The 16,338-nt window shown below is 46.8% G+C and carries 16 protein-coding genes and 7 tRNA genes; 4 read left to right on the top strand and 19 right to left on the bottom strand.

Annotation, left to right across the window (positions count from 1 at the left end; genetic code table 11):
• Nucleotides 1–13 precede the first annotated feature (13 nt).
• The 7 genes from B9T62_RS26950 to B9T62_RS26980 form a co-directional block, all read right to left on the bottom strand.
• On the bottom strand, nt 14–1,243 hold the full coding sequence (locus B9T62_RS26950; RefSeq protein WP_087918107.1) for a sensor histidine kinase: 1,230 nt from the start codon (nt 1,241–1,243) through the stop codon (nt 14–16).
• Nucleotides 1,240–1,941 carry a response regulator transcription factor gene (locus tag B9T62_RS26955; RefSeq protein WP_038594692.1) on the bottom strand — a complete coding sequence of 234 codons (702 nt, stop codon included), beginning with the start codon at nt 1,939–1,941 and terminating at the stop codon, nt 1,240–1,242. The genes B9T62_RS26950 and B9T62_RS26955 overlap by 4 nt, the downstream gene beginning before the upstream one ends.
• A 40-nt stretch (nt 1,942–1,981) precedes the next feature.
• Nucleotides 1,982–2,275, bottom strand: a complete 294-nt coding sequence (locus B9T62_RS41895) for a glycerophosphodiester phosphodiesterase family protein (RefSeq protein ID WP_087918109.1) — start codon at nt 2,273–2,275, stop codon at nt 1,982–1,984.
• Between the two features lie 298 nt (nt 2,276–2,573).
• Nucleotides 2,574–3,332 carry an ABC transporter ATP-binding protein gene (locus tag B9T62_RS26965; RefSeq protein WP_087918111.1) on the bottom strand — a complete coding sequence of 253 codons (759 nt, stop codon included), beginning with the start codon at nt 3,330–3,332 and terminating at the stop codon, nt 2,574–2,576.
• 4 nt (nt 3,333–3,336) lie between these two features.
• Nucleotides 3,337–5,667, bottom strand: a complete 2,331-nt coding sequence (locus B9T62_RS26970) for an ABC transporter permease (protein WP_087918113.1) — start codon at nt 5,665–5,667, stop codon at nt 3,337–3,339.
• Nucleotides 5,668–5,669: 2 nt separating this feature from the next.
• The gene (locus B9T62_RS26975; protein WP_087918114.1) at nt 5,670–6,812 is read right to left on the bottom strand and encodes a HAMP domain-containing sensor histidine kinase; all 1,143 of its coding nucleotides are present in this window, start codon (nt 6,810–6,812) and stop codon (nt 5,670–5,672) included.
• Complete coding sequence (locus tag B9T62_RS26980) at nt 6,809–7,495, bottom strand: response regulator transcription factor (RefSeq protein WP_087920441.1); 687 nt, start codon at nt 7,493–7,495, stop codon at nt 6,809–6,811. The genes B9T62_RS26975 and B9T62_RS26980 overlap by 4 nt, the downstream gene beginning before the upstream one ends.
• Before the next feature lie 758 nt (nt 7,496–8,253).
• Here B9T62_RS26980 and B9T62_RS26985 point away from each other — a divergent pair.
• Entirely contained in the window at nt 8,254–8,958 is a 705-nt protein-coding gene (locus tag B9T62_RS26985; protein WP_425436706.1) for a transposase, read from the top strand.
• A gap of 99 nt (nt 8,959–9,057) precedes the next feature.
• On the opposite strand, the gene B9T62_RS26990 is transcribed toward B9T62_RS26985, so the two are convergent.
• Complete coding sequence (locus B9T62_RS26990) at nt 9,058–9,648, bottom strand: LysR substrate-binding domain-containing protein (protein WP_087918116.1); 591 nt, start codon at nt 9,646–9,648, stop codon at nt 9,058–9,060.
• A gap of 119 nt (nt 9,649–9,767) precedes the next feature.
• Between B9T62_RS26990 and B9T62_RS39515 the strand changes: the two genes are divergently transcribed.
• Nucleotides 9,768–9,890, top strand: coding sequence for a hypothetical protein (locus tag B9T62_RS39515; RefSeq protein WP_245864680.1), 123 nt, complete (start codon nt 9,768–9,770; stop codon nt 9,888–9,890).
• A gap of 154 nt (nt 9,891–10,044) precedes the next feature.
• Here the strand turns inward: B9T62_RS39515 and B9T62_RS27000 are convergent, their stop codons facing one another.
• The 4 genes from B9T62_RS27000 to B9T62_RS27015 all read right to left on the bottom strand — a co-directional run bounded on the left by B9T62_RS27000 (nt 10,045) and on the right by B9T62_RS27015 (nt 14,394).
• Entirely contained in the window at nt 10,045–10,872 is an 828-nt protein-coding gene (locus tag B9T62_RS27000) for a carbohydrate ABC transporter permease (protein WP_087918117.1), read from the bottom strand.
• Complete coding sequence (locus B9T62_RS27005) at nt 10,872–11,756, bottom strand: carbohydrate ABC transporter permease (protein ID WP_087918118.1); 885 nt, start codon at nt 11,754–11,756, stop codon at nt 10,872–10,874. The genes B9T62_RS27000 and B9T62_RS27005 overlap by 1 nt, the downstream gene beginning before the upstream one ends.
• Nucleotides 11,757–11,851: 95 nt before the next feature.
• A complete protein-coding gene (locus tag B9T62_RS27010; RefSeq protein ID WP_087918119.1) occupies nt 11,852–13,165 on the bottom strand; it encodes an ABC transporter substrate-binding protein in 1,314 nt (437 codons plus the stop codon).
• Nucleotides 13,166–13,416: 251 nt separating this feature from the next.
• The gene (locus B9T62_RS27015; protein WP_087918120.1) at nt 13,417–14,394 is read right to left on the bottom strand and encodes a LacI family DNA-binding transcriptional regulator; all 978 of its coding nucleotides are present in this window, start codon (nt 14,392–14,394) and stop codon (nt 13,417–13,419) included.
• A gap of 82 nt (nt 14,395–14,476) precedes the next feature.
• On the opposite strand from B9T62_RS27015, the gene B9T62_RS40295 reads away from it, so the two are divergent.
• Nucleotides 14,477–14,614 (top strand): hypothetical protein, encoded by a 138-nt coding sequence (locus B9T62_RS40295; RefSeq protein ID WP_157794031.1) that lies wholly within the window; start codon nt 14,477–14,479, stop codon nt 14,612–14,614.
• Nucleotides 14,615–14,629: 15 nt separating this feature from the next.
• Nucleotides 14,630–15,187 (top strand): hypothetical protein, encoded by a 558-nt coding sequence (locus B9T62_RS27020; protein ID WP_087918121.1) that lies wholly within the window; start codon nt 14,630–14,632, stop codon nt 15,185–15,187.
• A gap of 490 nt (nt 15,188–15,677) precedes the next feature.
• Here the strand turns inward: B9T62_RS27020 and B9T62_RS27030 are convergent.
• The 7 genes from B9T62_RS27030 to B9T62_RS27060 form a co-directional block, all read right to left on the bottom strand.
• Nucleotides 15,678–15,759, bottom strand: a tRNA-Leu gene (locus B9T62_RS27030).
• A gap of 20 nt (nt 15,760–15,779) precedes the next feature.
• A tRNA-Cys gene (locus B9T62_RS27035) sits at nt 15,780–15,853 on the bottom strand.
• 7 nt (nt 15,854–15,860) lie between these two features.
• Nucleotides 15,861–15,935: transfer RNA gene (locus tag B9T62_RS27040), tRNA-Gly, on the bottom strand.
• Nucleotides 15,936–15,941: 6 nt separating this feature from the next.
• Nucleotides 15,942–16,016, bottom strand: a tRNA-Gln gene (locus B9T62_RS27045).
• A 34-nt stretch (nt 16,017–16,050) separates the two neighbouring features.
• Nucleotides 16,051–16,123 (bottom strand) — tRNA-His (locus B9T62_RS27050).
• Nucleotides 16,124–16,166: 43 nt separating this feature from the next.
• Nucleotides 16,167–16,242, bottom strand: a tRNA-His gene (locus tag B9T62_RS27055).
• Nucleotides 16,243–16,262: 20 nt separating this feature from the next.
• Nucleotides 16,263–16,336, bottom strand: a tRNA-Trp gene (locus B9T62_RS27060).
• Nucleotides 16,337–16,338: the final 2 nt, after the last annotated feature.

A 16,338-nucleotide genomic window follows, 5' to 3' on the forward strand; every position in this document is an offset into this window, starting at 1 on the left:
GGTGAATAACAGCTTACGATTCCGTAAGGAAAGAAAGGATAAAAGTAGTTCCCTCATGCAAAGTGCTTTGAACAGAGATAATGCCGCCCTGTCCCTCAACAATGGATTTTGTCAGTGACAGCCCTAATCCAACTCCCTGCGTGTCCAAAGATTTTTTACTGCGGTAAAAGCGCTTGAAGATATGATGTAAATCCTCCGGAGGAATTCCCGAACCATTATCGGATATCAATATGCGGAGCATAGCAGGGGTTCGGTTCCAAGAAATATGGATTTCTCCTCCAGAATCCGTATGATCCAAAGCGTTTTTCACGATATTCCCAATCGCTTCGCTCGTCCATTGCTTATCACAAATGATCGTTTCTTCCGAGGATTCGTCTATTATGATTTCTTTTCCCTCACTGGATGCCCGTGTTGTTAATTCACCGATAGCCTGTAAAACCAATTCTGATATACGACAGCTTTCCTTTTCAAAGACAATGCTGCCGGCGTCTAAGCGGGTAATTTTCAGCATGGCTTGAATAAGCTGTTGCATACGCTTTAGCGCCAACCCTGTCTTTTCAGAATACTCTATGACAGTTTTAATATGATCGGGTTCATCGGAAATGATTTCGTGATACATGGTAAGAGCGGCAAGTGGTGTTTTCAGCTGATGCGATATATCTGAAATTGTATTTTTCAAAAACTTTTTCGCTTTCTGCCCAGCTTCATTTTTCGACTGTAATATCGTAGCAAGTTGGTCTAAAGAAGCAAAGAGACGGTAGATCGTCCCCTCACTCATTTGAGGCATGCGGCAAGAAAAATCTCCCTCAGTAAAGCGGGTAATCACCTTTGCCGCTCGCTGATAAAGCTGCTCCCTTTTCCATAAGAAAATAAATGTCCCACCAAAAAGCAATATTGATAGAAACGCTCCTACAGGCAGCATGAAATACCCTGATATCCGCTGAAACTCAGCAATAAAGGGTAAAAATCTTATAGAGGTATGTTCTGTTATACCAATACTAACAAGCAAAGCCGTTCCCTCTTGGCTACTGACGGTATTTGTAACTGCCTTGGCAATCACATCTTTCGAAATGCCCTGTTCTAAAAGAGAAGTTACAATAGCTTTATCATGTGATAAGAATAAATTCTGTATGGCCTTTTCCTGTACTGCGTTTAATCCCATGCTGGAAAGAAAAATCAGCAAAGAAAAAGAAAAAAGAAAGATAATAAAAAATTTTATTTGTTTGTCACGAAAAAGGTTCATACAGATACCTCGTTCCATTGATAGCCGAATCCACGAATCGTTATTAAATGCTCAGGGTGAGATGGATCAACCTCAATTTTTTCACGAAGCCGCCGTACATAAACGGAAAGCGTATTATCGTCCACAAAGTCTCCTGAACTGTCCCATAGCTCATTCAAAATATTGTTGCGAGTTGTTACCCTGTTAGCATTTCTTATTAACAAGCATATCAGACGGTATTCTACACTTGTTAAATCCAGAGTTCTTCCTTTCAACTGAACACGGCTTCCCAAAAAATCGATTGAAACATCGCCACACTCGATAACAGCATGATTATTTTGGTTTAATACGCTGGTTCGACGCAATAAAGCCCGAATTCGGGAACATAATTCACCTAGCTTAAACGGCTTTGTTACATAATCATCCCCGCCACTGTCCAGACCCCGAATGACATTCACTTCTTCATCAGAGGCGGTTAGAAATATAATAGGAATCTGATTTCCTTGTTTCCGCACTTTTTCACAAATTTCAAAGCCTGTTCCGTCCGGTAAAGTTACATCAAAAATCAATAAATCATATGTATTGATCTTGGGCAGGAGGCTTATAGTTTCTTTTTTGGTACGGACGATATCAACTTCAAAACCGTTACGTTTTAAAGAGTACTTCAATCCATCCACTAAGCTAATATCATCTTCTAAAAGTAAAATTTTGTTATTCATTACTCCTCCTCTTACCGTCGTAACTGAGATCGAACTTTTGCTACTCCTCCGGTGATTCTTCCCGATCAGTGTAAAACCCATGCACCCCAAAGTTGTACAGAAGTTGCATAACCGGTCTGCTGTTGACGGTGTAAACATAGCTTTTTACACCGAGTTTATTTAGTGTTGGAATTAAATTGGAGTTGAAAAACGCGCGAGAAACAGGCATGGCGACAGTTATGAAATGTTTGTCTTTCACAAACTCTACAACACTTTCTGCGGAGGCGCTAGTTTTATTGAGTGAATAAATCTTATTAGGAAAGGGGTAGAGGAAGGGTAGCTTATGGAAAAACATGAAGGCGGTTCATGCCGGACATGTCTGTCCTCTGAATTCGAATGGCTTATCGGTGGGGAGAGTCCTACCGGGTATTCACGCGGCTGATTGATTACTTTGTCAGCTACCTTCTCCCGACATCCAACGGCAACGGCCAGAAGACAGTCAAATGATCTTATGACATGTGTCCGTAAGTTCGGATTTTCGCCCAAAGGCGGTACGGTTACGCACTCCGCGTTTATCGTTTTCGCAAGGCATAAGCAATTAAGTTCAGAGGTTTTCCGCGCCGCCTATGGCTATTTGCAGTTTTTAATCGCACCTAAATACCCACAGCCGCCATCCCAGCGAGTACCTTTTCCCCTCTCGCCTCCATATCCCTGCCGCTGAACTTTTGTAGCGGCAGTTCGGAAACGATATTCCCATCCTTCGTAAACAGAACCCTGTCAGCCCTGGCCGCGACTTTCGCGTCGTGGGTCACAAGCAATATGGCTGTGCCCTCTTTGTTGATGTCCACCAGCAGCCCCATGATTTCCTCCGCCGACTTTGAGTTGAGCGCGCCGGTCGGCTCGTCGGCAAAGAGAATCTCCGGCGCATTCATCAGGGCGCGGCAGATGCCGGCCCGCTGGAGCTGGCCGCCCGAAACCTCCGTAGTATCCCTGCTTTCAAGCCCGGCAATCCCTATTTTCTTCATCAGGGCTTTCGCCTTTTGCGTGAGTTTCGCTGTATCCTTTTTGCCCTCATGCGCGGCGGGGAGGATGATATTATCCAAAAGATTCAAGTTTTTCAGCATAGTGGGCTGCTGAAAGACAAAGCCCATTTTTGTCCGGCGAACATCCGCAAGCGCGTTTTCGCGGAGTTTAGATAGTTCGGTATCGCCAAATTTCACCGCCCCTCCTGTAATCTCGTCCATGCCACTGAGCGCGAACAGCAGTGTGGATTTCCCCGAACCGGACGGCCCCATCACGGCAACAAACTCGCCTTTTGCTATTTCCACGTTTACTCCGTTCAGCGCCTTGACCTGCTCCTTACCCTTGCCAAAGGTTTTCACGATATTTTTACCTGTAATGATGCTATTCATAATGTTAAGCCTCCTTAATATGTTCGGAAATTTTTAATGCCTGGATGCCGGAAACGCCCAGCATGGTAGCGGCGACAACGCAACCCGTAATCAGCAGAGGCGAAACGAGGTAGACAAACCACGGGTTTACCGCAAAATGGAAGGTTGTTGCACCAAAGGAAGAAACGATTGCCACGCCGACAAGCTCTCCCAGCGTGTTTGCCAGAATTGTGCCGATGATTACGCCCAGTGCCAGCACGGTGATAGAGCGCGTAATATACTGCCTGCGAATATCCGCACCGGTGAAGCCCATTGATTTCAGTATAGCGATAGGATAACGGTCTTTCGCCACCAGCATTTTCATAAACAGCACCGTGACCAGTAGTGTGAGCAGGACGGTTGCCCCGATAGCGACAGCGGAAGCCATTTTGATGGCGTCCCGCATAGAGCCGAGCATCTGCCTGATGCTTTCGTCGATGCCGGTAACTTTGGCGAAGGGGAACTGTTCCCTGTACTGTGATATTGCCGCCTTTACACTCTGGCGGTCACGGAACGTGACCGCAATACCGACGCTCAAAACATCTTCGTTATTTGCCTCAAAAATGGCTTGCGACGTTCGGCCGCCGTTGGTGACATCAGAGTAAATCCCACTGACAGTCAGGTGCTTTTCCGCACCGTCAACGATTAAAATGATTTCATCCCCAACGGTTTTTTCAAGGTCTTTGGCATTGAGTACGGAGAGAGCGAGTTCCGATTCCGATTGCGGCGCACGGCCCTTGGAGTAGGTGATAGGAAAGGCGGAATAGTCACCAAATGTCACCCGCAGCTTCTCCATCGTTCCGTCGTCCGCTTTGCGATCTAACATCATGCCGGTGAACAAAGCATACTTTTCAACATTCTTATCCTCCGCCAGCACATCAGCAACTTCCGCCGCCTTCCCCAGAACGTCCTCCACCTGTGTCCGCATCACCCCGATATTAACGTCGGAAATTCCCATGCCCATGTAGGTGATGAAGCTTTCCGCAGAAATGGTGCTGCTGATATTTTGCGGCACAATCATAATGAATGAGGAAATGACCAGCACCATCAGCATGGTGACATACAGCTTTTTCCGGGAAAGAACATCCTTGATTCCAAGAAAGATATTCCGGGAAAAGAGCCTGTTATTACTCAGCCGGAAGATTCTGGCCGATCTCGATTTCTCCTGCGACGCGCCGAACCGCACCGCCTGCGCCGCGGATATCTTACGGAAGCGCCGCAACACGCCGTTCACATACAGCATGACAACCCCGCAGATTACCGTCGCCCCCAAAAGCCCGCAGAGCAAGCCGGGTAACGGGCTGCCGCTTTCGCCCATGTTCAGGCGGATGTTTTGCATGAAAGGCATTTGGAGCGGCAGGGAGGCCAGAAAGCCCAGCGCGCAGGCCGCCCCCGCGATTGCGCCGTATTTCGCAAGGTAGAGCTTTTTAATCTGCGATACCCGCATCCCAACGGCCTTCAGTACGCCAATTTCCTTATAATCCTCTTCGATTTTAGCCAGTAGCGTAAAGCGGATGCACAAAAACGCCACGATGATGACAAGGACGCCTATCAACACCAGCACGGCAATCATGATGCCGTCTGTAATGCCGTTTATCATCTTCACTTGAGTGTAAGTGATAGCGGGCGGGCCGTTTGCCGGAAGCCCCGCGCCCTGATAGGCTGCCTCGAAAGCCGGGAAGGAAACGTCCTCTGCCAGCCGGAACTCAATAAGGTTTTCTAACTGTCCGAATTCACGGACTCTTTCAAAATCCGCTTGGCTCACAAGGAACCGCTTGGAGCTTACCATCGCCGCGTTCATGATAGAATCCCGTAAAAACCCCGCGACGGTAAAGGAAATGCCGTGGATTGTCACCGTATCGCCAAGTGCCGCGTTTCCTTCCTGCATGTAATAGATGGGGACATAGATTTCGCCGTCGGCGGGATGGATGACTTCGCCGTTTAAGTTAAGCAGGAAGTCGAATTTCTCGCCCTGCACCGAAAGGCCGTTGTCCTGTATGCTTCCGGCAAGGGAATCGTCCCCGATGACAATGTCCGCGCCCTCGATGTTGAGGAACTCCAACACCTGATAATCCTCTACGCTGTCATTAGCGTCCGCGAAGCTCCGCAACTGTTCCATATCTACGTCGCCTGTGTGCATCTGCATGAAATGGAGCGACTTTGCCGAAAGAAGCATATTGTCGATAGCGCCGAACAGGTTTACTGTCAGCGATGCGGCCAAAGCGGTCAGCATGGCGGCAACGAGGATAAACGCCATAATCGTCGTGGTAATCAGCTTACTTTTGCGTATATCGTTTTTGATCATTTTTTGATACATATTCATCCCTCCGCCTTTCTCTGTCCTGAAACTTTTGGAAAACTCAGGACAAACATCTTTGTATAAGGAGAGGGTGCGTCCAATACGAAAACCTCGCCGGAATGCTGTTCCATCACCTTTTTCACAATGGCAAGCCCAAGTCCTGTTCCACTGCTGGTACTTCTTGAATCACTGCCGGAAACAAAAGGCTCGAACAGATTCCCGGCGATGGCCTCCGGGATAGCCGCTCCGTTATCGGCAATTTGTATCTCAATACAGCCGGGTTCATCCGTCAGCCCCACGGACAATAGGCTGCCCACCGGGTTATGGCGGATTGCGTTTGTCAGCAGATTGCCAATAGCACGGTTGGTTTCCAACGAATCCGCCATGTAAAATACTGGCTTGTCCGGCAACCGCAGCTCCAATTTCATCTGCTTGCTTTCGATTTCACCAAACAAAGTGGCGCAAGATACGCGAAGCAGCTCTACAAGGTCAACCTTCGCAAAATTCATCCGGTATTGCGGCGTACCCAGCTTGGAATAGGAAAGCAACTGGTCAATCAATTGGTTCATCTGCCCGGATTTCGCTTTAATCGCCAGATGGTATTCCCGCTGTTTGTCCGGCTCCTCCACCATACCGCTTGCCAAGGCTTGCGCGTATCCGGAAATCGTTGTCATGGGGGTTTTCAAGTCATGGGCAATGTGCGAGAAAATCCGCATCCTCTCATTTTCCATTGTCATTCGCTTTTCTTCGGAGTCTTTCAGCTTTCGTGCCATAAAATTGAAAGCATCCCGCATTTCCCCAAATTCCGTTTCTGTTTCAAAGTCCAGCGTAGTGTCCAAATGACCGGCCGTAACCTCCTTGAAACCTTCTTCCATTTTCTGTACAGGCTCCATGATTTTCCTGTTGATTCCGCGCCCAAAAAGGACAATCCCTATAAAATATATCGCAACTGTGATAAGATTCCAGATAACTGAAAGCGTGATTTGAAGGGTTTCCGTCCCCTCGGCCAGAGGGGAAGACGCCAGTTCCGAGAAGTTCATCCCGTTATTCAATGTAAACAGACTGAATAAAAACTCCAATACCAGAAGCGTCAGTGCAATTCCGATGGTATAGCCTATGAATCTGCGCATGATGACTCTTTTGAAACTACGCTTTTTCTTCATATACGCACCTCCAGACGATACCCTAATCCCCGGACGGTTCCGATGGATACCGCACCGTCACCAGGAAGTTTGCCGCGCAGCTTGCTGATGGCGACCATCACCGTATTGTCGTCCACGATGGCTGCCTCCTGCCATGCAGCTTCATAAATCTGCTGTTTGGTGTATACGCGTCCGGGACTTTGCATAAACAGCTTCATCATGTTAAATTCCGTGGCGGTAAGAGGAATTGTCCCGCTGCCAAAGCTAAGTGTGCAAGCGGAAACATCCATACACAGTTCGCCTGCCGTCAGTAAAGCCGCTTCGGAATCCGCCGCACCTCCGTCATAGCGGCGTAATTGAGCTTTGATTCGGGCTGTGACCTCCAAAGGGTCAAAAGGCTTTGTAACATAATCGTCCGCACCAAGGTCAAGCCCCAATATTTTCTCATGATTTTCCGTTTTAGCGCTCACTATTATAATGGGAAGATTGCTGCGTTCTCTCAAACCTTTGATAAGCTGATAGCCGTCAAGCTCCGGCATCATAATGTCGATGACAGCCAAATCAATCCGTGCGAACGCAGCCTGTTTAAGCGCCTCCAATCCATTTTCAGCCTGTATCACGGAATAGCCGTCCTTTTCTATATATAACCGCAGAAGCTCACGAATTTCCTTCTCGTCATCTACAATCAGAATAGTTTTGTTCATGGTTTCACCTCTCTTCTTGCTCATCATACCTTCGAGCCGTAAGTTCATTATAGTTGTCCTACCTTTCAGTTAAACATGATCAACCTTAACATTACCTTAAGATTGCTCCTGCAATCCGGCTGTCAATACTGAGCATTGTGCCGGGAACGAAAATACAGCAACTTTGCGGGGCGAGGCATTGGAGCATAAGTTCCTGCGCATCTACTACGCCCGTGTTATGGAACACCTGAATAAGCTGGACTCAGAAGCATAACCACATTTTATTTTGAATAATTCACACGGCGGCGAAAAAAATTTTGTTCGTTCCACTCTGTTCAAAAGCCATGAAATGGCTGCTTGGGGCACCCCTAGTTTTTTGAGCAGGATCAACGTGAGCACTTGGGTGGACGCTCCGCGAACGGACCGTTGTTCCAATCGCTGTTGTCCCCAGATTTTTTCGACTCTCCTTAGCGGTGAAAATCCGGGGACAAAGGCGACCGCTACCGCTTTTCCACAATCAGTCCGTCCTCTCCGCTGTTTAAACGGAAATTGTTTCGACAATCTTAAAAAAACAGCAAAAAATCGCCCTTTTAGTAAAATGGAGGTACCACCCAACCATCTCAAAAAGGAGCGATTTCTTTGTACATTCAATATACCATGGATCAACTTTGCTTGCCAATGGACTTAGAAGAAGACATTCCCCCTCATCACCTCGTTCGTGTCGTTAACGCAGCCGTAAATCGCTTGGACGATTCTATCTCATGCGCTATTTGCCGATATTGAAGCCGCGGAGAAACAAGAAGAACAGGAATACCATGGAAAAGGCAAGGCAGATGCTTGGGGACTTCCCGCAGACAGTCATTGCAGATGCAGGCTACGGCAGTGAAGAAAATTATGCCTATCTGGAAAAAAAAGAGATTCAGGCTGTGGTGAAATATGGCAGTTACCATAAAGAGAAGAGTAAAGCCTGGAAAGAGAATGTCGGAAAGATTGAGAATTGGACCTACAACGAAACGGAGGATACATGGACATGCCCAGCCGGACAAACGCTGCATTTCCGTAAAGAAACTAAGGAAACCTTAGAGAGTGGATATGAAGTTCGCAAGCGTCATTACCGAAGCAGCACCTGCGAAGGCTGTCCCCTGAAGGAACGATGTACGAAGGCTGCAGGAAATCGGGAAGTGGTCGTCAGTTTGGAGCGGCTGCGGTACCAGGAACAGGCTCGACAAACCCTGCGAAGTGAAGAGGGTTATGCGCTGTCCGTTCAACGAATGACCGAGCCGGAAAGCGTATTTGGACAACTGAAAAACAACCGGGGATTCCGGCGCTTTTTGCTGAGAGGGATGGAAAAAGTAACCCTTAAGGTCGGCTGGCTTTCCCTTGCGCATAATCTGCTCAAGCAAGCAGCCAATGACCAAAAACAAAGAGCAGCGATACTACGTATCGCTTTTAGGCATCCGTTTCTGCGAGAAATAGCAGGATAAGTTATAGCGTGGAACCTATAAATTCTTATATTTATACATAAATAGGGTACAGCTCTGCTGTAAGCAGGACTGTACCCTATTTTTTAATAACAAAAAAAATCATAGTTCTGCTTCTATTTCACAATCCAATCCTTCCAGCAGACTTGACAACGCACTGGAATAGACCTGCCCTGATTGATAGATAAAGCCGACTTGTAACTCACGGTATCCCTCAGGCAAGCGATGCGTAGAAATACGCCCCTCCTTATCCGCCTTGGCAATAGACGATTGTGGCAACAAAGATACGCCCAGCCCGGCAGTGACCCCATTTAAAATCACTTCCAAGGTGCCGAATTCCCGTATCTGATAGGAAGTAACTCCGTTCTCCCGTAAAAAATGCTCCGCTTTCACTCGATGCGTACAGCCCACATCGAAAAACAGCATCGGTTTGGTAAGAAGTTCGCTCACATTGTTTCTCCCCGGTTCCGAAATCAATACCAGCTCTTCTTCAAATACAGGCAGATACTCGATATGCGGCTCGTTTAAGGGTCCATAAACAAAGGCACCATCCAGTTCACCAGCTTTCACCTTTTGTAAAAGACCATGGGTTTCACCTGTGATGAGCCTTAAATGAACATCTGGATAATCGAATTGATACGCCTTTAATACAGGGACCAGATGACTGGCAGCTGCCGTTTCAATCGATCCGATCCAGCAGGTGCAAAAGTCAGCGTTACCTCAAGAAGTGAAGTCAAACGACAAGCGGCTATCGATCTAAAAGTCAACCATGCTTTTGATAGTGTGAAGAGTTTACAGACATGCTTCAATTCATGGAGCAGCATTTACTCCGCCCTATAATAGACAGCGTCTATCCTTTAAAGGATACGGTTCTAGCCTTCCAGCGTATGCAGCGGGGCGAACAACTAGGCAATATTGGTATAGCTATCGATTAGTCTGAAAAATAAATTGCGCTGCAGGGCTCCACAAGTAAAAAAAGCCCATTAGATTATTTCTCTAATGGACTGTTCGTTCACAATGAAAGTACCAGCGAGAGGACTCGAACCTCACGGTTTCCCACTCGATTTTGAGTCGCTACCGGTACATTTATTATTTAACAGAGCCCTGCATCACGCCTTGAATAATATATTTCTGGGCAAACAGATAAATCACAATAACAGGAAGTACAGTAAGCACCAGGCTGGCCATAAGCGGACCATAATCAACAGTATAAGTTCCGTAGAAATTATAGGTAGACAGCGGAAGTGTCCGCTGCTTCGCATCTATCAGGACAAGGGAAGGCAGCAGGAAATCATTCCAAATCCAAAGCACGTTGAGAATGGCGATCGTCGCCGTGGTTGGCATCAGCACAGGAAATACAATTCTAAAAAAAGTCTGTATCCGCGTACACCCGTCGATCAGCGCAGCTTCCTCGAGTTCCTTGGGGATGCTCTTTACAAAACCGTGATAAATGAATACCGCTAGCGAGCTACCAAAACCGATATACATATAGATCAGAGACCATTTACTGTTCAGCATATCTAGCGAACCGTAAATTTTGACCAGCGGAATCATGATGGCCTGAAATGGTATAATCATCGAAGCCACCATAAGCAGGAAAGTATACTGATTGCCTTTAGTTTGATTTCGCACGAAATAGTGGGCTGTCATTGCCGCAAACAGCGAGATGAACAGCACGCTGAGCATGGTGATAATTAACGAATTGGAGAAAGCATCAACGTATCCCATTTTCTCAAAGGCGTTCGTATAATTGGAGAAGCTGAGGCTGTCCGGCAAAGCAAGCGGATTAGAGGTGATCTCCCGATTTTCTTTAAAGGAATTCATCACAAGAAACATGAAGGGAACAATGAACAGAATTAGCGCCAGCGAAAGTCCGAACAGTTTAAGCAGCGAGAAAACTTTGCGGGAACCTGCCATTATGCCTCAACCTCCAATTTCTTGCTAAAATAAACCTGAAGCAGTGTAATGGCCGCCACCAGCAGGAATAACACCAGCGCCTCCGCCTGCCCTACCCCGTAGTCCCGGGATAAAAAAGCCTTCTGATAGACATGCATGGAAACAAATTCAGTGCTTTTGAACGGACCGCCCTTTGTTAAGGAGAGGTTGACATCATATACCATAAAGCCGCGCTGCAAAGACAGAAAGATACACACAATAAAAGAAGGGATCATGAGCGGAATCGTCATTTTGACCATTTTCAGCCAGCCGCTGGCTCCGTCAATGCTTGCCGCCTCCAGGACATCACCCGGAACCCCGCTCAGACCTGCTACATAAATGACCATCATATAACCCGCATATTGCCATACCGTTACAATAACCAGCGTCCAAAACGCTTTATCCGGATCGGCCAGCCAGGACGCACTGAAGATTCCGATTCCAGCCTGTTGGCCGATATATACAAGCACATTATTGAAGATAAACTGCCAAATGAAGCCAAGCACGATGCCCCCAACCAGATTGGGAAGAAAAAAACCTGCGCGAAAGAAACTTTGCCCCTTTATTCCCTTAGTAAGCACATAAGCAAGCAGAAAAGCCAGCACATTGGTGAATACGACAGTGAACAGCACGTACTTCAGCGTCAGGCCGAAGGATTTCCAGAAATCAGCATCCCTAAAGACCGCTCCATAGTTCTGAAAGCCGACCATCGTCTGCGTCGTTGAGATTCCGTCCCAGTTCGTAAACGTCAGGTAGATCCCATAGAGAAACGGTATGATCATCACGGTAATAAACGTAAACAAGGTAGGCCCGGTAAAGAGCAGCCGCAAACGCAGTCGGTTCCACACTCCCTTTTCCGTAATCATGAGGTTCCCTCTCTCTCTGTGTTTTATTTCTAAGGGCAATGGATGAGGGTGCCTGCACCCTCATCCATTGCCCCTGCAACGCTTTATCCTGCGGATTATTTCGCCGTTTTCCAGTACTCCTCAATTTCTTTGGCCAGTAAGGCGCGATCACCTGATTGGGCCAAATACTTCTGCATCGATGCCCCAAGGATGGACCAGTGGTCGGCAGGCAGCGCGCTCATGGATTGCTCGGATTTTCCTCTGGAGATATAATCCTGAATGGATTTGCCCAGTGGATCTGCGGCCGGAATAGTAATATTTTTAAATGCCGGAATGATGTTGGCCTTATTCACCAAGAAGTCCTGGCCTTTGTCCTGATAAACGATCCAATCCAGAAACTTCTTGGCTGCCGCCTGCTGCTCCGGCGTAGCTTTTTCCTTATCCAGCACAAGACGTTTGGAAACGGCTGAGGATATTTCCTGATTGCCATAATCCGCCGCGTTATTGCTGATTGGGACAGGCAGGAAGCCGTATTCTCCGTTCGCGGTATCAAAGCTGCTGATCTGCGGCCAAGACCAGTTCCCCATGAACCAAATGCCCACCTCTCCTTTGCCAAGGAGTTCGGGTCCGCGCTCATAAGTACTTGATAACGCCGAAGCTTTGTCGATATTATATTTCATCATCACATCAAAAGTATCCATCAGTCCGTTAAATACCTTGTTATCTGCAATCGAAGCTGTACCGGCCCGCAGAGCATCCACAAATTTATTAACCTCTGCCATATCTTTATTCTGTCCGGCATACGCCAGCGGCAGATAATGCGCGCCCAGCGACCAATCCATCGGGGAAACTACAAGCGCCTTTTTGCCGGACGCCTCAATCTGCTTGAACAGACCTTCAAGCGCCTCGGTGGTATTGATAGTGGAAGGATCGAAACTTCCGCCAACGGCCTTGTCAACAACTGCTTTATTGTAGATGAAGCCGTAACCTTCAATGGCCAGTGGGAAGGCGTAGTTTTTGCCGTCAAAGGTGGTCAGGTCGGTGGCATTCACCACCGCGTCGCCATTCCACTTCTCTTCACTAAGATCCAGAACGCGGTCCTTAAATTTCTCGACATCGCCTGTATCCATCATGATCATGGTTGGCGGGTTGCCTGACGCATATAAAGCCGAGGCCCGCTCAAAAGGTGAACCGCCTGTAGGAACGGCTTGAATCTCCACCGTGATACCGGGATTATCCTCATGAAAAGCCTTGGCCGCATCCTCAAGCTGTGTCTGTATTTCGCCTTTGGAATTTAGCAGCGTGATCTTCACATCGGCATTACTGGAATCGGAAGACTTTCCGCTATCCGCCGAGTTGCCGCAGGCAGATAGTACCACGACAAACGCCAATAACAAAACCATTAAACTTGATCCTTTGAAAAGTTTCATTCGATTTCCCCCCAATTAAATCTCAAGATGCGATGTATAAAAACGCTTACAAATGGATTATATATTATCAACCTTTATGTGTCAATCGTTTGACATGTCAAACGTTTGATACATTTTTGCTATCGAAATAAACGATTGCTTACCTGGGAGGAATCGTATTTTAGAGTCGCTGATGTTTAGCTATTAAATAAATAAAAGCTCCTTATGCACATGGCAAAGAAGCTCTCGAAGGTTCAAAATGTATAAAATGATTATGTAGTGGATCTTTCCATAAGCTCAACCGGGAGAATATTCTCCCGGATAAAGGGTTCCCCATCGCGCTGTTTGCGGATTAATTCGACCGATAGCCTGCCTATTTCACTAATGGGCTGCTTGATGGAACTTAGCTCTGGCTCAAACCAGGAAACGGCTCCTATGTCATCATAACCGATAATGCGAATGTCTTCAGGAACTTTTTTTCCCGCTTTAATGCAGCCCTTTAAGGCAAAAGCAGCAATAATGTCACTTGTGGCAAAGATACCATCTACATCCGGATGTTCCCGCAGCAATCTCTCTATAATCGAACCATATTGGGCGTGATCAAATACGTTCATATCCGTCTGGATGATAACGTATTCAATATCATGCCTAGACATGACGTCACGGAAAGCGCTACTCCGCTTATTGGCAAGAAGCTTCAACTCCAAATTACCGCAAATATGCGCAATCTTCTTGCAGCCCTTGGCAATCAGCAGCTCAGTTGCCAGCTCCCCTCCGCGATAATTGTCCGACGAGATATAGGGAATCTCTTCATCAATCTGACGGTCAATGGTCACAATGGGCGAATGCAGATTTCGGTAATCATCCACCTGCAGGGTATGGCTGCCCATGACAATGCCGTCCACCATATTCCGCTTCAGCATCTCTATATATTCCTTTTCCTTGACCGGGTCCAGATGAGAATTACACAGCAATACCTTACAGCCGTCCTGATATGCGTAATATTCCACATGATTAGCCAGCTCAGCGAAGAAGGGGTGAGAAACGTCTGGAACAATAAGACCGATAATATTAGAGCGCTTTCGTAGGAGCGAGCGTGCAATTTCATTCGGATGATAATTGAGCTCCTCCATAATTCGGTAGACCTTGCTGCGGGTGCTCTCGCTGATATAACCGCGATTGTTCAGAACCCGCGAAACTGTGGTGACGGATACACCGGCTTTTAAAGCAACATCATGAATAGTAACCATACATTTCCTCTTTCAACATCTATTTTCAAAACTATACTTCATATCCTGATAAAAAACAAACAGGGATAAGCCTGATAGATATTTGCAACGGAACATAAATGAACAGCCGGATCAGCTGTCCGTCAGCATGTGCAATATTCTGGACGCTATCATGAGCGACAAGCCGCTTCCGCCCAAGGAAGAATACCTGCACTTGCACCTTGATGAAATTAACGTTTAAATTAATGACGGAAGATTGAAAGAAATCAGAAAAACTATACTTTGGCTTGGAGCAAACGGGGCAGGGAAAACCACTCTTACCGGACTTACCGTTATCAGAGATATGCAGTTAGAAGATAATGCAGAGTTTTATGCGGCCCGCACCGAAAAAGTGGAGAAATGTTTTACTGTAGACTATTCTGACTGGGCATATTCCGAGCAAGAAAAAGATTTTTGGAACGCTAAAAACAGTCAGATTGAAACGCCTTATGAATATGGCTATCATGCTGGCTGGAAAAGCCTGTTCCAATGTTTTGAATTGCTAATCGTTACCATTATTGCAATCTGCATTTGTGTTGCTCCTGTATTCGCAGGAGAATATCAATCCGGCGCTGACAGCGTTATTCTCTCGACTAGATACGGAAAATCCAAATTGATAAAGGCAAAAATTTCAGCATCCTTTCTTTTTGCACTGATTGTCTTTTCAATAAACGTTTTGCTGGCTGTGGGTATTCAACTTGCTACGTTTGGAATTGATGGCTGGAATCTGCCATTACAGCCCAACAATAGGCTGAGCGACCATCTCTCCGGCTAAAATCTAGTGAAAAAATTCGAATTTTACTTGTAGATGATCAACCTTTTGTTCGTCAAGGGCTAAGGTACAACATAGATTCGCAGTCTGATATGGAATGTGTAGGTGAAGCGGATAACGGAGAATCTGCGTCTCTTGGAAGTTGTAAGGAACAGCAAAATTGAGCTTGCTGTCATTCTTGCAGCTTTTTATGGATTACGGCGAAGTGAGGTACTTGGTTTGAAATGGTCTGCTATTGACCTACAGGACGAAGAACAAAGCAAGCCGCCGCACTCTGCCGCTTGTAGACGCATTCTACAAGCTGCTGCATCTTAAACAGCAGCAGGAGTAAACTGTGACCTTTGCAAAGATTCGTACTGTATGGACTACCTGGACTATATCAATGTGGCTACTCAGCAGAAACCATGAATAAAGCGATAAAAATATAACATCTCGGCAAAGAAAAAAGGCTTATAAAATCGCTGAGTTAGCAATTTTATAAACCCTTTTAGTATACCGATAGCCGGACTCGAACCGGCAAGCCTCTCGGCACCGCATTTTGAGTGCGGCGTGTCTGCCAATTCCACCACATCGGCGCATTGCTTAAGAATAAAAATGGAGGCGCCACCCAGACTCGAACTGGGGATAAAGCTTTTGCAGAGCTTTGCCTTACCACTTGGCTATGGCGCCAAAAAAATGGAGCGGACGACGGGAATCGAACCCGCGACCCTCGCCTTGGCAAGGCGATGCTCTACCGCTGAGCCACGTCCGCATAAAATGGCTGGGGATATAGGATTTGAACCTATGCATGACGGAGTCAAAGTCCGTTGCCTTACCGCTTGGCTAATCCCCAACATACATTCATTTACATTTAGAAAGTAAAAAGGGGCGACCGATGGGTCTCGAACCCACGAATGCCGGAACCACAATCCGGTGCGTTAACCACTTCGCCACGATCGCCACACTATAGTACATTATTGCCAATTTATATTCTTAAAGAAAATGGGGCGACCGATGGGTCTCGAACCCACGAATGCCGGAACCACAATCCGGTGCGTTAACCACTTCGCCACGACCGCCATATAAACTTTAAAAAAATTGGCAGGGGCAGCAGGAATTGAACCCACACCAACGGTTTTGGAGACCGTTGTTCTACCTTTAAACTATGCCCCTAA

The sequence above is a fragment of the Paenibacillus donghaensis genome, assembly GCF_002192415.1.
Taxonomy (GTDB): Bacteria; Bacillota; Bacilli; order Paenibacillales; family Paenibacillaceae; genus Paenibacillus_AQ; species Paenibacillus_AQ donghaensis.

Coding starts and splice junctions, on each gene's coding strand:
- B9T62_RS26955 (WP_038594692.1), bottom strand. CDS start 1,941: ATGAATAACAAAATTTTACTTTTAGAAGATGATATTAGCTTAGTGGAT.
- B9T62_RS27005 (WP_087918118.1), bottom strand. CDS start 11,756: ATGATTACGGAAAAGGGAGTGTGGAACCGACTGCGTTTGCGGCTGCTC.
- B9T62_RS26975 (WP_087918114.1), bottom strand. CDS start 6,812: ATGAAGAAAAAGCGTAGTTTCAAAAGAGTCATCATGCGCAGATTCATA.
- B9T62_RS27015 (WP_087918120.1), bottom strand. CDS start 14,394: ATGGTTACTATTCATGATGTTGCTTTAAAAGCCGGTGTATCCGTCACC.
- B9T62_RS27010 (WP_087918119.1), bottom strand. CDS start 13,165: ATGAAACTTTTCAAAGGATCAAGTTTAATGGTTTTGTTATTGGCGTTT.
- B9T62_RS26965 (WP_087918111.1), bottom strand. CDS start 3,332: ATGAATAGCATCATTACAGGTAAAAATATCGTGAAAACCTTTGGCAAG.
- B9T62_RS27000 (WP_087918117.1), bottom strand. CDS start 10,872: ATGGCAGGTTCCCGCAAAGTTTTCTCGCTGCTTAAACTGTTCGGACTT.
- B9T62_RS41895 (WP_087918109.1), bottom strand. CDS start 2,275: ATGTTTTTCCATAAGCTACCCTTCCTCTACCCCTTTCCTAATAAGATT.
- B9T62_RS26980 (WP_087920441.1), bottom strand. CDS start 7,495: ATGAACAAAACTATTCTGATTGTAGATGACGAGAAGGAAATTCGTGAG.
- B9T62_RS26970 (WP_087918113.1), bottom strand. CDS start 5,667: ATGTATCAAAAAATGATCAAAAACGATATACGCAAAAGTAAGCTGATT.
- B9T62_RS39515 (WP_245864680.1), top strand. CDS start 9,768: ATGGAGCAGCATTTACTCCGCCCTATAATAGACAGCGTCTATCCTTTA.
- B9T62_RS26950 (WP_087918107.1), bottom strand. CDS start 1,243: ATGAACCTTTTTCGTGACAAACAAATAAAATTTTTTATTATCTTTCTT.